General features: G+C 56.6%; 15 protein-coding genes. 9 read left to right on the top strand and 6 right to left on the bottom strand.

Features of this window, described 5'->3' with window-relative positions; all coding sequences use genetic code 11:
- Nucleotides 1-31 precede the first annotated feature (31 nt).
- The 3 genes from DW56_RS14165 to DW56_RS14155 are packed head-to-tail and all read right to left on the bottom strand — an operon-like array spanning nt 32 to nt 1,735.
- Complete coding sequence (locus DW56_RS14165) at nt 32-220, bottom strand: YpfN family protein (RefSeq protein WP_024554263.1); 189 nt, start codon at nt 218-220, stop codon at nt 32-34.
- A gap of 26 nt (nt 221-246) precedes the next feature.
- Nucleotides 247-1,374, bottom strand: coding sequence for a succinyl-diaminopimelate desuccinylase (dapE, locus tag DW56_RS14160; RefSeq protein ID WP_024554262.1), 1,128 nt, complete (start codon nt 1,372-1,374; stop codon nt 247-249).
- Nucleotide 1,375: 1 nt separating this feature from the next.
- Complete coding sequence (locus DW56_RS14155) at nt 1,376-1,735, bottom strand: ArsC family reductase (RefSeq protein WP_024554261.1); 360 nt, start codon at nt 1,733-1,735, stop codon at nt 1,376-1,378.
- Nucleotides 1,736-2,265: 530 nt separating this feature from the next.
- On the opposite strand from DW56_RS14155, the gene ypfM reads away from it, so the two are divergent.
- On the top strand, nt 2,266-2,325 hold the full coding sequence (gene ypfM / locus DW56_RS22475; protein WP_100207200.1) for a protein YpfM: 60 nt from the start codon (nt 2,266-2,268) through the stop codon (nt 2,323-2,325).
- Between the two features lie 110 nt (nt 2,326-2,435).
- Here the strand turns inward: ypfM and acrD are convergent, their stop codons facing one another.
- The 3 genes from acrD to narQ all read right to left on the bottom strand — a co-directional run bounded on the left by acrD (nt 2,436) and on the right by narQ (nt 8,092).
- Nucleotides 2,436-5,552: a multidrug efflux RND transporter permease AcrD gene (gene acrD / locus DW56_RS14150; RefSeq protein ID WP_024554260.1), complete on the bottom strand. Its 3,117-nt coding sequence runs from the start codon at nt 5,550-5,552 to the stop codon at nt 2,436-2,438.
- Nucleotides 5,553-5,700: 148 nt separating this feature from the next.
- Nucleotides 5,701-6,345 carry a nitrate/nitrite response regulator protein NarP gene (narP, locus tag DW56_RS14145; RefSeq protein WP_024554259.1) on the bottom strand — a complete coding sequence of 215 codons (645 nt, stop codon included), beginning with the start codon at nt 6,343-6,345 and terminating at the stop codon, nt 5,701-5,703.
- Between the two features lie 16 nt (nt 6,346-6,361).
- Nucleotides 6,362-8,092, bottom strand: coding sequence for a nitrate/nitrite two-component system sensor histidine kinase NarQ (gene narQ / locus DW56_RS14140; protein WP_051179301.1), 1,731 nt, complete (start codon nt 8,090-8,092; stop codon nt 6,362-6,364).
- 345 nt (nt 8,093-8,437) lie between these two features.
- Here narQ and napF point away from each other — a divergent pair, with 345 nt between their 5' ends.
- The 8 genes from napF to DW56_RS14100 all read left to right on the top strand — a co-directional run bounded on the left by napF (nt 8,438) and on the right by DW56_RS14100 (nt 15,705).
- Nucleotides 8,438-8,920 (top strand): ferredoxin-type protein NapF, encoded by a 483-nt coding sequence (gene napF, locus DW56_RS14135; protein ID WP_024561963.1) that lies wholly within the window; start codon nt 8,438-8,440, stop codon nt 8,918-8,920.
- Complete coding sequence (locus DW56_RS14130; protein ID WP_024553776.1) at nt 8,910-9,170, top strand: chaperone NapD; 261 nt, start codon at nt 8,910-8,912, stop codon at nt 9,168-9,170. The genes napF and DW56_RS14130 overlap by 11 nt, the downstream gene beginning before the upstream one ends.
- Entirely contained in the window at nt 9,167-11,653 is a 2,487-nt protein-coding gene (gene napA, locus DW56_RS14125) for a nitrate reductase catalytic subunit NapA (RefSeq protein WP_024553777.1), read from the top strand. Before DW56_RS14130 ends, napA begins: the two co-directional genes overlap by 4 nt.
- A 111-nt stretch (nt 11,654-11,764) precedes the next feature.
- The gene (gene napB, locus DW56_RS14120; RefSeq protein ID WP_024553778.1) at nt 11,765-12,214 is read left to right on the top strand and encodes a nitrate reductase cytochrome c-type subunit; all 450 of its coding nucleotides are present in this window, start codon (nt 11,765-11,767) and stop codon (nt 12,212-12,214) included.
- Between the two features lie 8 nt (nt 12,215-12,222).
- The gene (gene napC / locus DW56_RS14115) at nt 12,223-12,822 is read left to right on the top strand and encodes a cytochrome c-type protein NapC (RefSeq protein WP_024553779.1); all 600 of its coding nucleotides are present in this window, start codon (nt 12,223-12,225) and stop codon (nt 12,820-12,822) included.
- 108 nt (nt 12,823-12,930) lie between these two features.
- Nucleotides 12,931-13,506 carry a GDP-mannose pyrophosphatase NudK gene (gene nudK, locus DW56_RS14110; protein WP_024553780.1) on the top strand — a complete coding sequence of 192 codons (576 nt, stop codon included), beginning with the start codon at nt 12,931-12,933 and terminating at the stop codon, nt 13,504-13,506.
- Between the two features lie 133 nt (nt 13,507-13,639).
- The gene (locus DW56_RS14105) at nt 13,640-14,692 is read left to right on the top strand and encodes a DUF1176 domain-containing protein (RefSeq protein ID WP_024553781.1); all 1,053 of its coding nucleotides are present in this window, start codon (nt 13,640-13,642) and stop codon (nt 14,690-14,692) included.
- A gap of 68 nt (nt 14,693-14,760) precedes the next feature.
- The gene (locus DW56_RS14100) at nt 14,761-15,705 is read left to right on the top strand and encodes a hypothetical protein (RefSeq protein ID WP_024553782.1); all 945 of its coding nucleotides are present in this window, start codon (nt 14,761-14,763) and stop codon (nt 15,703-15,705) included.
- The last annotated feature ends 25 nt before the right edge of the window (nt 15,706-15,730 follow it).

Below are 15,730 nucleotides of genomic sequence, written 5' to 3'. Positions count from 1 at the left end.
TCAGGCTTGCCTTTTACGTTTACGAGCGGCATTACTTCTTCTTCGGCCAGTCGTCTTCATCGTCCCACTTGTCGTTGAAATCGCGATGCGGGGGAAGTTCCGGGCGGTTATCCATAAACTTTTTATGGTCGACCCGTTTTAAGTCTTTAATCACATTCAGCAGGACGCCGAGCAGAAAAACCAGTACCAGCACCCACCAGTATTTAGAAAGCCATTCCATGCGCTACCCTCTTTGTCGGAGGCCTGTCAGGCGACAAGCTGCTCCATCACGCGTTGATACATACGAGCCAGCAGTTGCAGGTCCGAAGCCTTCACGCATTCGTTAATTTTATGAATGGTGGCGTTGACCGGACCGAGTTCCACGACCTGCGCCCCCATACGGGCGATAAAACGCCCATCGGACGTACCGCCCGTGGTGAGCAACTGCGGTTTTATTTCATTATAGTGGTGAACGGCGTTCACTACCGCATCCACCAGCTTGCCGCGGTCCGTTAAGAACGGCTGGCCGGAAAGCCACCAGTCCAGGGTATAACGCAGCTGATATTTATCCAGCAGCGCCTGTACGCGTTGCTGAATGATTTCCGCCGTCACCTGCGTGCTGAAACGGAAATTGAACTGGACGAACAGATCGCCGGGGATCACGTTATTGCTGCCGGTGCCGGCTTTAATATTAGCGATTTGCATGCTGGTCGGCGGGAAATAGGCGTTGCCCTGATCCCACTCGATAGCAACCAGCTCGTTAAGCATGGGCGCGGCGCGGTGCACCGGGTTATCCGCCAGGTGCGGATAAGCGACATGCCCCTGCACGCCATGCACGGTCAGGTTGCAGGTCAGCGATCCGCGACGGCCATTTTTAACGACGTCGCCAACCACTTCGCTACTGGAAGGTTCGCCCACCAGGCAATAATCCAGCCGCTCGTTACGCGCCATTAAAGCTTCCACGACTTTAACGGTGCCGTTAGCCGCGCTGGCCTCTTCATCAGAGGTGATTAAAAAAGCCAGGCGACCGCGATGGTCAGGATACTGCGCGACAAAACGCTCTGCCGCCACGACCATCGCCGCAAGCGAGCCTTTCATATCCGCCGCGCCGCGGCCAAACAGCATGCCGTCGCGAATGGTTGGCTCGAAAGGCGGGTTGATCCAGCGGTCGGCGTCGCCTGCGGGCACCACATCGGTATGCCCGGCAAACGCCAGCGTCTCGCCCTTGCCGCGCCACGCCCAGAAATTCTGCGTGTCGCCGAAGTCCATACGCTCGACCGTGAAACCGATGGCGCGCAGACGTTCGATAAGCAGCGCCTGGCAGCCAGCGTCATCAGGACTCAGGGAGGGACGACGAATAAGCTGCTGCGTCAGCTCAATTACCGGGCAAGACATATTACTGGACCTCATTGAAATACTGCTGATAGGTGGATTCGCTGAAACCCAGCAGCATAGGCTTACCGGGCGCGCAGAGCAACGGTCGTTTTATAATTGATGGCATTTCCAGCATCAGTTCGGCAGCGGCGTTGGCATCTGTCACTGCGGCGCGGCGCGATTCATCAAGCTTGCGCCACGTAGTGCCGCGCGTATTAAGCAGCGCTTCCCAGCCCAGCTCGTCGATAAATTTATGCAACAACGCTGCATCAATCCCGTCGGCGCGGTAGTCATGAAAACGATAGTCAAGCTGATGAGCTTCCAGCCAGCGGCGCGCTTTTTTGATGGTATCGCAGTTTTTTATGCCGTACATAATCGTCATGCATGAATCCTTTTGTCTTTATGGGTGCTACTTAAACAAATAATTAGAACAAATACCAAAATAAACCATAGCACGCTAAATATAACGCAATTTGGGCGAAGCCGTGTAACAAATATAACCACCTTGATACAAATTGAATAAAATCTCATCTTGTCAGTGGTTCATTCCCCCACCAGGCTTATCAGTAATGCCTTAAATTAAATTTCAGAATTAATCAGGTTGCTAAGTAAGTTTCAAATAAATTAATAAAGTTGCTTATTAAGCAGGTAATGAAGAAGCGTCTTCATAAACCGGCTTAGGTTTCATTTTTTGGCAGGATTTACGCGTCATCCCAGAGCGGACAACGGCTGTAGCGCAACGGGTAAATGTTGCTGAATATTGCTAAGCGTCACATTATGCCACAGCGATATTAGGCATAGTAGGTTCAGGGCGGCGAATCATCAGCAGGAGTAATCAAAGCGATTGATTAAATTCTCTTCACACGCAGCGGCAGATTTTGTAATATAGCAACAATAATAAGAGAGGTTGTTATGATTGAACACGAACTGGGGAACTGGAAAGATTTTATTGAAGCTATGCTTCGTAAATAACATCCAGCGAATGCAATAAGCACGTAAAATTACAGAATAATAATGGCGACGTTATCGCCATAAAAAAACCGACAGAAAAGGCGACCCGAAAAGGTCGCCTTTTTATTGCCTTACGCATCGTGGGCCGGGCGCAACGGAAAGCGTCGACGCACCAGCACAAAGAACAGCGGAACGAAGAAGATAGCCAGCACGGTGGCGGAAATCATCCCGCCCATTACGCCAGTACCTACCGCATGCTGGCTCGCCGACCCCGCGCCGCTGCTGGTGGCCATCGGCAACACGCCAAAAATAAACGCCAGCGAGGTCATCAAAATAGGGCGCAGACGCTGGCGACACGCCTCAAGCGTGGCGGAAAGCAACTCTTGCCCTTTGCTGTTCATTTCATTGGCGAATTCCACTATCAGAATGGCGTTTTTCGCCGAAAGACCTATTACCGTCAGTAGCCCTACCTGGAAATAGACGTCGTTCTCAAGCCCGCGCATCCAGGTGGCGAGCAGTGCGCCAATGACCCCGAGCGGCACCACCAGCATGACGGAGAAAGGCACCGACCAGCTTTCATACAAGGCTGCGAGGCACAGAAAAACCACCAGCAGCGAAATGGCATACAGGGCAGGCGCCTGCGCGCCGGAGAGACGTTCCTGATAAGACATGGCCGTCCACTCTAAACCAAAACCGCCCGGCAGTTGGCGCACCAGATTTTCCATGATCTCCATCGCCGTACCCGTGCTGACGCCGGGGGCGGCTTCGCCGACAATCTCCAGCGCCGAATAGCCGTTGTAGCGTTCAAGGCGCGGCGAGCCCGTTTCCCAGCGCGAGGTGGCAAAGGCGGAGAAGGGCACCATGCCGCCTTCGCTGTTGCGCACATACCACTGGTTAATATCGGACGGCAGCATGCGGAATTTCGCCTCAGACTGCACATACACTTTTTTCACGCGCCCGCGATCCATAAAGTCGTTGACGTAGCTTGAACCCCAGGCGGTTTGCAGCGTGTCGTTAATATCGTCGATAGCGACGCCGAGCGCCTGCGCTTTGCGCTGATCGATATCAATCTGCAACTGTGGGCTGTCGTCCAGGCCGTTGTGGCGTACGCGGGTGAGCTGCGGGTTCTTTCCGGCCATCTCCAGCAGTTGATCGCGGGCTTGCATTAATGCGTCGTGGCCTGCGCCGGCATGATCCTGCAACTCCATATCAAAACCTGCGGAGCTGCCGAGGCCGCTAATAGCGGGCGGGCTGTTGGCGAATACGCGCGCTTCGTTAATGCTGCGGAAAGCTTTTGTGGCGCGTTCAATAATAGCGTCCGCGCTGCCGGTGTCCGGGTCGCGGGCTTCCCAGTCTTTCAGGCGGATAAACATACGCGCCACGTTCTGGCCGTTGCCGCCGGGGCCTGAACCCACGGTCGCGAACACCGAAGTGACATTCTCTTTCTCTTTCGTGAAAAAATAGTGCTCTACCTTCTGCACCACTTTCAGCGTCTGCTGCTGAGTGGAGCCGCTTGGCAACTGGACGGAAGTAATGAACATTCCCCGGTCTTCCTGCGGCAAAAACGAGGTCGGCAGGCGTAAAAAGAGCACCACCATACCCACCAGCAGCAATCCGTAGATCAAAACCCAGCGCAGGCTGCGGTGAAGGATCTTCGCCACGCCTTTTTCGTAACGGTCGGCGTTGCGGTTGAATACGCGGTTAAACCAGCCGAAAAAGCCGCGCTGACCATGCTGTTCGCCTTTATGCAGCGGCTTGAGAAGCGTGGCGCACAGGGCAGGGGTGAGGATCATCGCCACCAGCACCGAAAGCACCATCGCCGAAACAATGGTGATGGAAAACTGGCGATAGATAGCGCCGGTGGTGCCGCCAAAGAACGCCATGGGGATAAATACCGCTGAAAGAACCATGGCGATGCCGACCAGCGCTCCCTGGATCTGACCCATGGATTTCCGGGTCGCTTCACGCGGCGACAGCCCTTCTTCACTCATGATGCGTTCGACGTTTTCCACCACCACGATGGCGTCGTCCACCAGCAAGCCTATCGCCAGCACCATGGCGAACATCGTAAGCGTGTTAATGCTATAGCCAAACGCGTAAAGCACAGAAAAGGTGCCCATTAACACCACCGGCACGGCGATGGTGGGGATAAGCGTGGCGCGAAAGTTTTGCAAGAAGAGATACATCACCAGGAAAACCAGCAGGATCGCTTCCAGCAGCGTTTTGACAACGTCGATAATAGAAGCTTTAACGAACGAGGTGGTCTCATAGGCGACTTTATATTCCAGCCCGTGCGGAAAATAGTTCGCCAGTTCGTCGAGGCGCTCCAGAACCAGCTTCGCCGTCGCCATTTCGTTGGCGCCTGATGCCAGCTTGACCCCCAGCCCGGAAGCCGGGTTGCCGTTATAGCGGCTCAGATAGTCATACTTTTCCGCACCCATCTCTACCGTCGCCACCTGGCCCAGCGTGACGGTCGACCCATCCTGGTTTACACGCAGCGTAATATCGCGAAACTGCTGCGGCGTTTGCAGCAAAGATTGCGCGTTAATGGTGGCGTTAAGCGCCTGGTTATCCACGGAAGGCGTGCCGCCAAGCTGGCCGACGGCTATCTGGCTGTTTTGCGATTCAATCGCGCTGACCACATCCTGGGTGGTGAGCTGAAAGCTGGTGAGCTTATTTGGGTCGAGCCAGATGCGCATAGAGTACTGCGAACCGTAGGCGTCAATATCGCCAACGCCGTTTACGCGGCTAAGCGGGTCCTGAATATTACTCGCCACATAGTCAGCGATATCCTGTTTATCCATGCTGCCGTCGGTGGAAACAAACGCGATGGTGAGAATATTGGTATCGCCCGTTTTACGCACCGTCACCCCCTGGTTTTGCACCGCCTGAGGGAGTTTACGCAGCGCAGATTGCAGCTGGTTTTGTACTTGCTGCACGGCTTCATCCGGGTCAGTGCCGGCAAGAAAGCTCAGCGTCACGGTAACCTGGCCCGTGCTGCTGCTCTGCGAGAACATATACATCAGGTTATCGAGCCCCGTCATATTCTGCTCAATAACCTGGGTGACGGTGTTTTCCAGCGTTTGGGCGGAAGCGCCGGGGTAGTTAGCCGTGATGCGAACGTTGGGCGGCGCCAGCTCCGGATATTGTTCGACAGGTAAAGACATAATGGCCAGCGTGCCCGTAAGACAAAGCAGGATCGCCAGCACCCAGGCGAAAATGGGGCGATCGATAAAAAAATTCGCCATCAGGATCAGGACCTCTTAATACTTCGCATCGTTATTATTGGTAGCCGCAATCACTGTAGCGTTAAGCGACGGGTCAAACGTGGAGAAATTGAGGAGAAAGTGTAAATTATCATGCGGTTTTTGCAGGCTGATGTCAGCCTGCACCTGCTTACAGCATACGGGCGTTTAAAAACAGTACGGTGGCCGCCACACGCGAGCGCACGTTAAGTTTACGCAGCAGATTACGGATATGCACCTTCACCGTCTCTTCGGAAATATGCAACGTGGCGGCAACCTGCTTATTTGACAGCCCGCGCGCCACTTCCTGCAAGACATCAAGCTCCCGCTCGGTCAGCAGCAAGAAAGGATCGTCGCTTCTGATTTTATCGTTACGCTGGGCAAGATACTGGCGCACCTGTTCGCTGAAGGCTGCGCCGTGAACCGCGCTATGGCGAATGGCGTCAAGCAACGTTTCCGGGTCGCTGTCTTTAAGCAAATAGCCGTCCGCGCCTGCGTCAATCAGCGCGAAAATATCGCTGCGCGCGTCTGAAACGGTGAGCACGATGATGCGCGCGCTCACGCCGTCGCGCCGCAGGCCGTTAAGGGTATCCAGCCCGCTTAATCCCTTCATATTGAGATCCAGCAGGATAATGTCGGGCGACAGGCGGCTCGCAAGGCCGATGGCTTCCGCGCCGCTGCTGGCCTCGCCAATGACGCTGAAATAGTCGTCGGTTTCCAGCAGTTGCCGGATCCCCCTGCGCATCAGCGGATGGTCGTCGACGATCAGCACCTGACAGGTTGGTTTTTCTGACATTGCGTGCTCCAGGGTATTAATTGTTATCTGCATTATCGTTATGAGGCCTCCCTGCCTGTTGAACGCCGGCGAGCGAAGTAAAATGCACGCTTACCTGCGTGCCGCCTGTCGCCGGACGGCTTATAGCGAGCGTGCCGCCCAATCTTTCGGCGCGCTCCTGCATAATATTGAGCCCGTAGTGCCCCTCAGGCTCTTTCAGGCTGTCGATACCGCAGCCATCGTCGTGAATATATACCGCATGATGCCCCTCCGGCGCGCTGACGCAGCTCACTGAAATCGCCCTGGCGTTCGCATGTTTAATGGCGTTCAGCACCGCCTCGCGGATTATTTGCAGCAGATGAACCTGCTGCTGGGCGTCCAGCGCCAGCCCGGACATACGGCAGTCAAGCCGAATAGCCGCCGTTGTTTGCGCGCGCAATGGTTCAATCATCTCTTCCAGCGCAGCGGGGAGATCCGCCTGTTGCAGAGTCAGGCGAAACGTTGCCAGCAGTTCGCGCAGCTGCTGGTAAGCGTCTTTCAGCGCGCGCGAGAAATCATCGATGATTTGCTGCGCGGTCTGGTCTTGCGCTGGCACGGCGCGCCGCAGCAACGTAAGTTGAATACGCAGATAAGAGAGCACCTGCGCCAGCGAGTCGTGCAGTTCGCGGGCGATAGTGGCGCGCTCCTCCATCAACAACAGCTGCTGGGTATGCTTCTGCGCCTGGTTAAAGTAAAGCCCCCGTCCCAGCATGTTCGCGACGCTCTGCATGAGCTGCAACGACGGTTTTTCCGCACGCTTTCCCTGCCAGCGCAGCTCGCCGAGCGTGGTTTCCTGCATCGTGACAGGCAGCGTTTGCCAGGGCGCGCCGGCCTGCGGCTCGCCTTCCTGCAAAAAGCCGTTTTCACCCACCGACAGCGTTATGCTGGTTACCGGCTCATGCTCACGGACAATCTGCAAAATATGGCGAAAGCAGCGGCGATCGATAGCGTCGACGCTTAGCGCTTGCGAGCAGCGAAATAACACCTCCAGCATGCGGTTTGCTTCCTGCAAACTAACGGTTTTTTCCGCCACGCTCTCTTCAAGCGAACGATAAAGCTTTCGCAGCTCGCCCGACATGCGGGTGAAAGAGCGTCCCAGCAGACCGATTTCATTCGGCAGGCGCGTATCCAGCGGCGCGTGGTCGAAACGCCCTTGTTCAATGCGGCGGCTGGCCTCGACCAGCGCGCTAAGCGGCGCCGCCACCTGTTGGTTAATGCGGCGCAGGGTAAAAAAGACCAGCAGTAATATCGCCACGAAGCCAAGCAGGCAGATAGCGACCACCAGCAGCATCTTACGCTCGGCGTAATGCTGCAAAGCCAGAACGAAGCTGTCGATTTGCGTGACATAGCTGGCGATGTTTTGCCGGTACCAGTCGGTATCGCCATGCGCCAGGCGCATATCCATTTCACGCCAGCGCGCATGCAGCAGGCGGTAGCTTTCCTGCACCTGCGCAGGCACCCAGCGGTGGCGCAACAGCTGGAAAACGGGGGAGTCGAGCGTCTGGGCGTAGAGCTGGCGGTGAGCGGCCAACTGCGGATCGTTCGTCTGTAAATCATATCCAAGGCGGTAGCTTTGCATGCGCAATGAGCCTGCGATATTCACCGCTTCGGCGTCGCGCAGGCTGCTGGCGAGCGTAAGCAGCGCCACGCCTGTGGACAGCAGCGAAAGCAAAATAATGCATAAAAAGGCGCGGGCCAGGCTTGCTGAGACCGGGCGTTTAACAATCACCTTTTGTTTCCTCAGAGTTAGCGTGCGCGCAACCTACCAGAAAGCGATGCCGGGGAAAATGCGCCAGCTAAACGTGGCGCCGTTTATTCACCTAATCATTGCGGTCTGTCACGAACAGGGCGGATTTGCCGGGCCGTCTTGTCTACAGCAGCGCGTTATCCCGTTCTGAAAAGGGTGACTGGCGGCTGGCTCGCCACAACCTTGATCCTGCATCGTCATTTACCCCTAAAGGGGGATGCCTGGCTACCTTTGCGTAACTTAATGTTACGCCTCATAAAAAAAGCCGCATAAAAAGCGGGGATAATCAGTTCAGCGGCCTCTGTCGCAGCGCAAGCAGGGAAAACAATGGTTGAAATGTCGAGACGCGGTTTGCTGACCGGTCGAAAAGCGCTGGCGATCCGTCCGCCCTGGAGCGGCGCGGAGAGCCATTTCATCGAGTTATGCAGCCGTTGCGGCGCTTGTCTGGATGCATGCGAAACCAGCGTGCTGCGCACAGGCGAAGGCGGTTTTCCGCAGATCGATTTCACCCGCGCTGGCTGCACCTTTTGCTATGCCTGCGCCGATGCCTGCCCGCAGCCCATCTTTACACAACAGCGCGCCGCACCCTGGCGGCTTAAGCTCGCGCTTGACGCGCATTGCCTTGCCCTGCAACGCGTAGAGTGCCGCTGTTGCCAGGACGCCTGCGACACGCGGGCGATCCGTTTTTCACCGCTGGCGACAGGCGTCGCTATACCGCACATCGCGCCCGAACACTGCACTACCTGCGGCGAATGTCTGCGCGCCTGTCCCGTGTCGGCATTACGCCTGGAGAGAACAGATGAACGCTGAATGGCACGTTTGCGGCTTGCTGGTTCAGGCCCGCCCGGGCGATGTCGGGCGCGTGGCGCACTACCTTAGCGCGCTGCCTGGCTGCGAGGTAGCGGCGCAGGATGGGTCCAGGGGCAAATTAGTTGTTGTCATGGAGGCCGCCGACAGCGCGGCGCTATTCGCCAGTATTGAGTCGGCGCGTCAGCTGCAAGGCGTGCTGGCGGTGTCGCTGGTTTATCACCAGCAGGAAGCCTGTGAGGAAACAGCATGAAACTCAGTCGTCGTAGCTTTATGAAAGCTAACGCCGTCGCCGCGGCCGCTGCTGCGGCGGGCATCAGCTTACCTTCTCTCGCCCGGACGGCGGCGAGCGAGTCGCAAATTATCAAATGGGACAAAGCGCCCTGCCGCTTTTGCGGCACCGGCTGCGGCGTGCTGGTCGGCACGCAAAACGGCAAAGTGGTGGCAAGCCAGGGAGATCCGGATGCGCCGGTCAACCGCGGCCTTAGCTGCGTAAAAGGCTATTTCCTGCCCAAAATTATGTACGGCAAGGATCGCCTGACGCAGCCGTTGCTGCGCATGAAAGAAGGGCGGTTCGACAAAGAGGGCGAATTTACGCCGGTGAGCTGGGCGCAGGCCTTCGATGTCATGGAAGAAAAATTCAAAGCTGCGCTGAAAGAGAAGGGACCAGAGTCCGTCGGCATGTTCGGTTCCGGCCAGTGGACGGTGTGGGAAGGATACGCCGCAGCGAAGCTGTTCAAAGCGGGCTTTCGGACAAATAACATCGACCCGAACGCCCGTCACTGTATGGCTTCAGCGGTTGTCGGCTTTATGCGCACCTTCGGCATGGATGAGCCGATGGGCTGCTATGACGATATTGAGCAGGCGGACGCCTTTGTGCTGTGGGGCTCCAACATGGCGGAGATGCATCCGATCCTCTGGTCGCGCATTGCTAACCGTCGCCTCTCTGACGAAAGCGTCAACGTTTCGGTGCTCTCCACCTTCGAGCACCGCAGTTTCGAGCTGGCAGATAACGGCATGGTGTTCACGCCGCAAACCGATCTCGCCATTCTTAACTACATCGCCAATTACATCATCCAGAATGAGGCGGTGGATAAAAGCTTTCTCAGCCAGCATGTGAATTTCAAACGCGGCGCTACCGATATCGGCTACGGTCTTCGTCCCACCCATCCGCTGGAACAAGCGGCGAAAAACCCCGGCTCCGACGCCGCCGAACCGATGAGTTTTGAAGAGTACAAAGCGTTCGTTTCGGACTACACGCTGGAGAAAACCAGCGCCCTGAGCGGCGTGCCGGAAGATCAACTCGAAGCGCTCGCGAAGCTCTACGCCGACCCTGATAAAAAAGTTATCTCTTACTGGACCATGGGGTTTAACCAGCACAGCCGCGGCGTGTGGGCCAATAACCTTTGCTACAACCTGCATTTGCTGACCGGCAAAATTTCGAAACCCGGCTGCGGGCCATTCTCGCTCACCGGCCAGCCCTCCGCCTGCGGCACGGCGCGCGAAGTGGGCACCTTCTCGCACCGTCTGCCCGCCGACATGGTGGTAACCAACGATAAACATCGCGAAATCGCCGAACAAAAATGGAACCTGCCTGCGGGAACTATCCCGGCGAAGGTTGGCTTGCATGCCGTGGCCCAGGACCGGGCGCTAAAAGATGGCAAGCTCAATGTCTATTGGGTGATGTGCAACAACAATATGCAGGCCGGGGCGAACATCAACGAGGAAAGGCTGCCTGGATGGCGCGATCCGCGCAACTTCGTGATCGTTTCCGATCCTTACCCGACCGTGAGCGCGCTGGCGGCGGATCTGATCCTCCCCACCGCCATGTGGGTGGAAAAAGAGGGCGCTTACGGCAACGCCGAACGCCGCACGCAGTTCTGGCGCCAGCAGGTGAGCGCGCCGGGCGAGGCGAAATCCGATCTCTGGCAACTGGTGAATTTTGCGAAGCGTTTCAAAACCGAAGAGGTATGGAGTGAAGCGTTGCTGGCGCAAAAGCCGGAGCATCGCGGCAAAACGTTGTACGAGGTGCTGTTTGCAAGCCCGGCGGTAAGCCGCTTCCCCCTGAGCGAATTAGCCGAAGATCAACTCAACGATGAATCCCGCGAATGCGGTTTTTACCTGCAAAAAGGGCTGTTTGAGGAGTACGCCAGCTTCGGACGCGGACATGGTCACGATCTCGCGCCGTTTGATGATTACCACAAGGCGCGCGGCTTGCGCTGGCCGGTGGTTAATGGTCAGGAAACCCGCTGGCGCTACAGCGAGGGTCACGATCCTTACGTGAAAAGCGGCGAGGGTTTCAGCTTTTACGGCAAGCCGGACGGCAAAGCGGTTATCTTCGCGCTCCCGTATGAACCGGCGGCGGAATCGCCGGATAAAACCTATGACCTGTGGCTCTCCACGGGCCGCGTGCTGGAGCACTGGCACACCGGCAGCATGACTCGCCGCGTGCCAGAGCTGCACCGGGCTTTCCCTGAAGCGGTGCTTTTTATTCATCCGCTGGATGCCAAAGCGCGGGGGCTTAAGCGCGGCGATAAAGTGAACGTTATCTCCCGGCGGGGGAAAGTGACATCGATTGTTGAAACCCGGGGCCGCAACCGCCCGCCCCAGGGGCTGGTCTTTATGCCGTTTTTCGACGCTGCGCAGCTGGTTAACGCCCTGACGCTCGACGCCACCGACCCGCTCTCTAAAGAGACGGACTTCAAAAAATGCGCCGTGAAGCTTGAAAAAGCGTAGCGCTGACAAGCCTGTCCGCTCGGGTTAATCGGGGCGGCAGGCCAGCGTAACCAGGCGGTTTGCAGGCGCAATTTTCTCAATCACTACAGGATGCAATTCGAGAGCAACATAATGCAGAACTTTTTCCTGAATAAGGGGCTGTTTCGCTGGGCGATAGCGGTGATATGGCTGGTGGGCGGCGCGGCATGGGCCGCCGGGAGCGTGGATTTTAGCGCGTCGCCGGAGGTTTCCGGCACGCAGAAAGGCACTATCCACATGCCGAAGCAGCAGGGACGTATGGCGCTGAACTATGTCAACCAGCCGCCCATGATCCCGCACAGCGTGGACGGTTATCAGGTTTCCACCAACACCAACCGCTGCCTGCAATGTCACGGCGTGGAACATTACCGCACGACAGGCGCGCCGCGCGTCAGCCCGACCCATTTTATCGACAGCGAAGGCAAGGTGCTGGCGGGCGTAGCGCCGCGCCGCTATTTCTGTCTGCAATGCCACGTGCCGCAAACAGATGCGCCGCCGATTGTCGAAAACACGTTTACCCCTTCAAAAGGCTTTGGTGAGTGAGGCGAGCAATGAACGTTTCCCATAAACCGGGCGTGCTTAAACGCCTGTGGCTGTGGTGGCGCAGGCCAGGCCGCCTTGCGCTCGGCACTTTGCTGCTTGCAGGCTTTGCCGCCGGCATCATTTTTTGGGGCGGTTTTAATACCGGTCTTGAGATGACCAACCGCGAGACGTTTTGCATCAGCTGTCATGAAATGCGCAATACCGTCTACCAGGAATATATGCAGACCGCGCATTACAGCAACCGCAGCGGCGTGCGCGCCACATGCCCTGATTGCCATGTTCCGCACGAATGGGCGCCGAAAATGGTGCGTAAAATTCAGGCCAGCAAGGAGCTGTATGCGAAAGCATTCGGGCTTATCGACACGCCGAAAAAGTTTGAAGAGCACCGGCTGGCGATGGCGCAAAACGAATGGCGCCGGATGAAAAACAACAACTCTCAGGAGTGCCGCAACTGCCATAATTTCGACTTTATGGATCTTACGGCGCAAAAAACCGTGGCGGCGAAGCTTCATGACAAGGCGATTAAAGCAGGGCAAACCTGTATTGACTGTCATAAAGGCATTGCGCATAAATTGCCGCATATGGCGCAAGTAAAAAACGGTTTTTGATAACGCCTCCCCCGGCGGCAGGGGGAGGAATTCCCGCGGCCTTAGCGCGACAAATTCCCTCAAGCGGCTTACTATAAACGCCCCGACCGTGTTGAACAGGAAGCTGCGATGTCGCTCAACATTACGCTTATCAAAGATACCATCCTCTCCGAAAACTATTTCATCCTGCGCAATATCACTTACGACCTGACGCGAAAAGATGGCGAAGTTATCCGCCACAAGCGTGAAGTGTATGACCGGGGCAACGGCGCTGCGGTTCTGCTCTATAACCGCGAAAAACAAACCGTGGTGTTAATTCGTCAGTTCCGTGTCGCCACCTGGTTAAACGGCAACGCCGACGGCATGCTGATTGAAGCCTGCGCCGGACTGCTTGACGATGACGAGCCGGAGGTGTGCATTCGCAAAGAGGCGGTTGAGGAGACCGGTTATGAAGTGGGCGACGCCACCAAAGTGTTTGAGCTTTATATGTCGCCCGGCGGCGTAACGGAAATTGTGCATCTTTTTATTGCCGAATACAGTGAAGCGCAGCGCGCAAACGCAGGCGGCGGCGTGGAAGACGAAGAGATTGACGTGCTGGAGATGCCTTTTAGCGACGCGCTGGCGAAAGTAAAAAGCGGCGAAATTCGCGACGCTAAGACAGTGATATTGCTGCAACACCTGCACGCCAGCGGAATAATGGGTTGATTTCACTCGGCAATTAAACTGGTATTTAAAATGAATCAATCCGATAAATCCGATTGAGCCGCCCGGGGCGGACGATGAAGATAGGCGCTTAAATCCTCAGTTGTCTCATTTTTGTTCAGGATAAGTGCCGTTCATGTCGTCTCGCCTTTTTTCGCTTGTTGCGCTTTTTCTGTTTCTGGCGCCCGCTGCTTATGCGGCGTCAGTACAAAAAAGTTTTACTGACTGGCAAGTTACCTGTAACAACCAGAATTTTTGCCAGGCCCGCAACACCGGCGAACATCAGGGCCTGGTGATGACCCTTTCCCGCAGCGCAGGCGCACGCGCCGACGCGCAGTTGCGTATCGATTACGGCAACCTTAACAGCCTGAATAAAGTCTCCGCCAAAGCGCCGCCCATCGCGCCGCGCCTGCTGCTCGACGACATGTCCCTTACCCCGGCAGGCGATAAATGGCGTATCGGCCCCAACCGCCTGATAACGGAAGACCCGACAACCATTAACGCGTTTCTGGCGCAGGTTCAGGAAGCCTCCGCCATTACCCTCAAGGGCGGGCCGGGCACGCTTTCTCTTGCCGGGCTGAAGGCATCCTTAATTTTCATCGATGCCCAGCAAAAGCGCGTTGGCAGCGAAACCGCCTGGATAAAAAAGGGCGACGATCCGCCGCTTAGCGTGCCGCCTGCGCCAGCATTAAAAGAAGTGGCTATTACCAACCCGACGCCGACGCCGCTTTCGCAGGAAGAGCTTAACGATCTGCTCGATTTTGGCGCCTGGCGTATGAACAACAGCCAGTGCTCGCTCGACCCGGCGCGTCGCGAAGTGCGCGTTTCGGCATTAAGCGACGACAAGGCGCTGATGATAATCAGCTGCGAGGCGGGCGCCTATAACACCGTCGATCTCGCCTGGCTGGTGTCGCGCAAAAAACCTTTTTCTTCCCGGCCGGTTCGGCTGCGGCTGCCATTCACGCCCGCGAACGGCAACCCGGATCTTGAGCTGATGAATGCCGCCTATAACGAGAAAAGCAAAGAGCTGGCGACGCTCGCTAAAGGGCGCGGGCTTGGCGACTGCGGCGTGGCGACCCGTTGGCGCTACGATGGCCAGCGGTTCAGGCTGGTGCGTTATGCCGAAGAGCCGAGCTGTGACGGCTGGAGCGGCCCTGACAGCTGGCCGCTTCTTTGGGTAACGAAATAACGCCCTTTTGCCGCCGCGCATTTTTCCGTATATTTTCGCGAACGTAGACCGGAAAAAGGCGACAGACGATGGCGTTTTACAGCAGCAAAGGAATGCGCGGCGCGGCGGCGCTACTGCTTTTTTTACCCCTGGCCTGCGCTGGCGCAACGCTTACGGCGCAGGATGAACGGGATATCCACACGCTCATCTCACAGTGGAACGCGCTCAAAAATCACCCACAGCCCGCAGCGGCCATTTATGCAAGCCGGGTCAGGTTTTACGGCAAAACCCTGCCGTTAAGCGCCGTGGCTGAGCAAAACAGCGCCTTTGTACAAAAATATCCTCGCTACGCACAGAAAATCGTTAACAGACTGACAATCGATGCGCTTGATGGCGAGCAGCCCGCCGCGCAGGTTTCGTTTGTCAAACTTGCAGGGCTGGAGACGGCAAGCCAGCGCTTTTACCCGGCGCAGCTCAGGGTCATCAAACAGCCAGAGGGCTGGCGTATTAATGAAGAGAGCGACTGGATAACCGAGTCGAACCAGCAAAAAGAGAACGATTACCGGGTTGCCGGCGGGCGGTTTAATGGCGCGATAAAAAGCTACGCCTGGCTGAGCGCGAAAGACCCTGTAACCGGCGGCGTTTGCGATGAAAGCGGCGACTGCGAGTGCGAAGTCTGGAACAGCGACCCGGCGATCAAACCGGCGAAACTGCCTTCCTGCATTGGCGGCGGCGTAGAAACGCTTGCCGGGCTTGACGACAGCGGCCGCGACCGCCTCATCGTTTACCCGCAATGGTGGACCAGCGCCTGGAGCGTTGTTTATCTCTACGATATTCAGCAAAAGCAGTGGGTAAAAGCTATCCCTTCTTTTTCAATGAATAGTAACGTGCAGGAAGAGGCGACAGGGCGCGAGCTGGTGGCGCGCGACGCGCAGCGCCCGGGTCAGGTGATTGTGACGCAGGCGAAATGGGATGAAGCAAAGGAAGAGATAGTCATTGAGAAAGCGTCCGTACCGCTCAATGTCGTGAAATAAAAAAGCGATTCAGCCCTGCGGCTGA

Origin of the sequence: Franconibacter helveticus LMG 23732 (assembly GCF_000463115.2) — a bacterium.
Classification (GTDB): domain Bacteria; phylum Pseudomonadota; class Gammaproteobacteria; order Enterobacterales; family Enterobacteriaceae; genus Franconibacter; species Franconibacter helveticus.
This window is presented reverse-complemented; position numbering and strand designations above follow the sequence as displayed.

Bases quoted from the DNA above. Each gene is read 5' to 3' on its own strand.
- DW56_RS14165 (WP_024554263.1), bottom strand. From the start codon at position 220: ATGGAATGGCTTTCTAAATACTGGTGGGTGCTGGTACTGGTTTTTCTG.
- dapE (WP_024554262.1), bottom strand. From the start codon at position 1,374: ATGTCTTGCCCGGTAATTGAGCTGACGCAGCAGCTTATTCGTCGTCCC.
- DW56_RS14155 (WP_024554261.1), bottom strand. From the start codon at position 1,735: ATGACGATTATGTACGGCATAAAAAACTGCGATACCATCAAAAAAGCG.
- acrD (WP_024554260.1), bottom strand. From the start codon at position 5,552: ATGGCGAATTTTTTTATCGATCGCCCCATTTTCGCCTGGGTGCTGGCG.
- narP (WP_024554259.1), bottom strand. From the start codon at position 6,345: ATGTCAGAAAAACCAACCTGTCAGGTGCTGATCGTCGACGACCATCCG.
- napF (WP_024561963.1), top strand. From the start codon at position 8,438: ATGGTTGAAATGTCGAGACGCGGTTTGCTGACCGGTCGAAAAGCGCTG.
- DW56_RS14130 (WP_024553776.1), top strand. From the start codon at position 8,910: ATGAACGCTGAATGGCACGTTTGCGGCTTGCTGGTTCAGGCCCGCCCG.
- napA (WP_024553777.1), top strand. From the start codon at position 9,167: ATGAAACTCAGTCGTCGTAGCTTTATGAAAGCTAACGCCGTCGCCGCG.
- napB (WP_024553778.1), top strand. From the start codon at position 11,765: ATGCAGAACTTTTTCCTGAATAAGGGGCTGTTTCGCTGGGCGATAGCG.
- napC (WP_024553779.1), top strand. From the start codon at position 12,223: ATGAACGTTTCCCATAAACCGGGCGTGCTTAAACGCCTGTGGCTGTGG.
- nudK (WP_024553780.1), top strand. From the start codon at position 12,931: ATGTCGCTCAACATTACGCTTATCAAAGATACCATCCTCTCCGAAAAC.
- DW56_RS14105 (WP_024553781.1), top strand. From the start codon at position 13,640: ATGTCGTCTCGCCTTTTTTCGCTTGTTGCGCTTTTTCTGTTTCTGGCG.
- DW56_RS14100 (WP_024553782.1), top strand. From the start codon at position 14,761: ATGGCGTTTTACAGCAGCAAAGGAATGCGCGGCGCGGCGGCGCTACTG.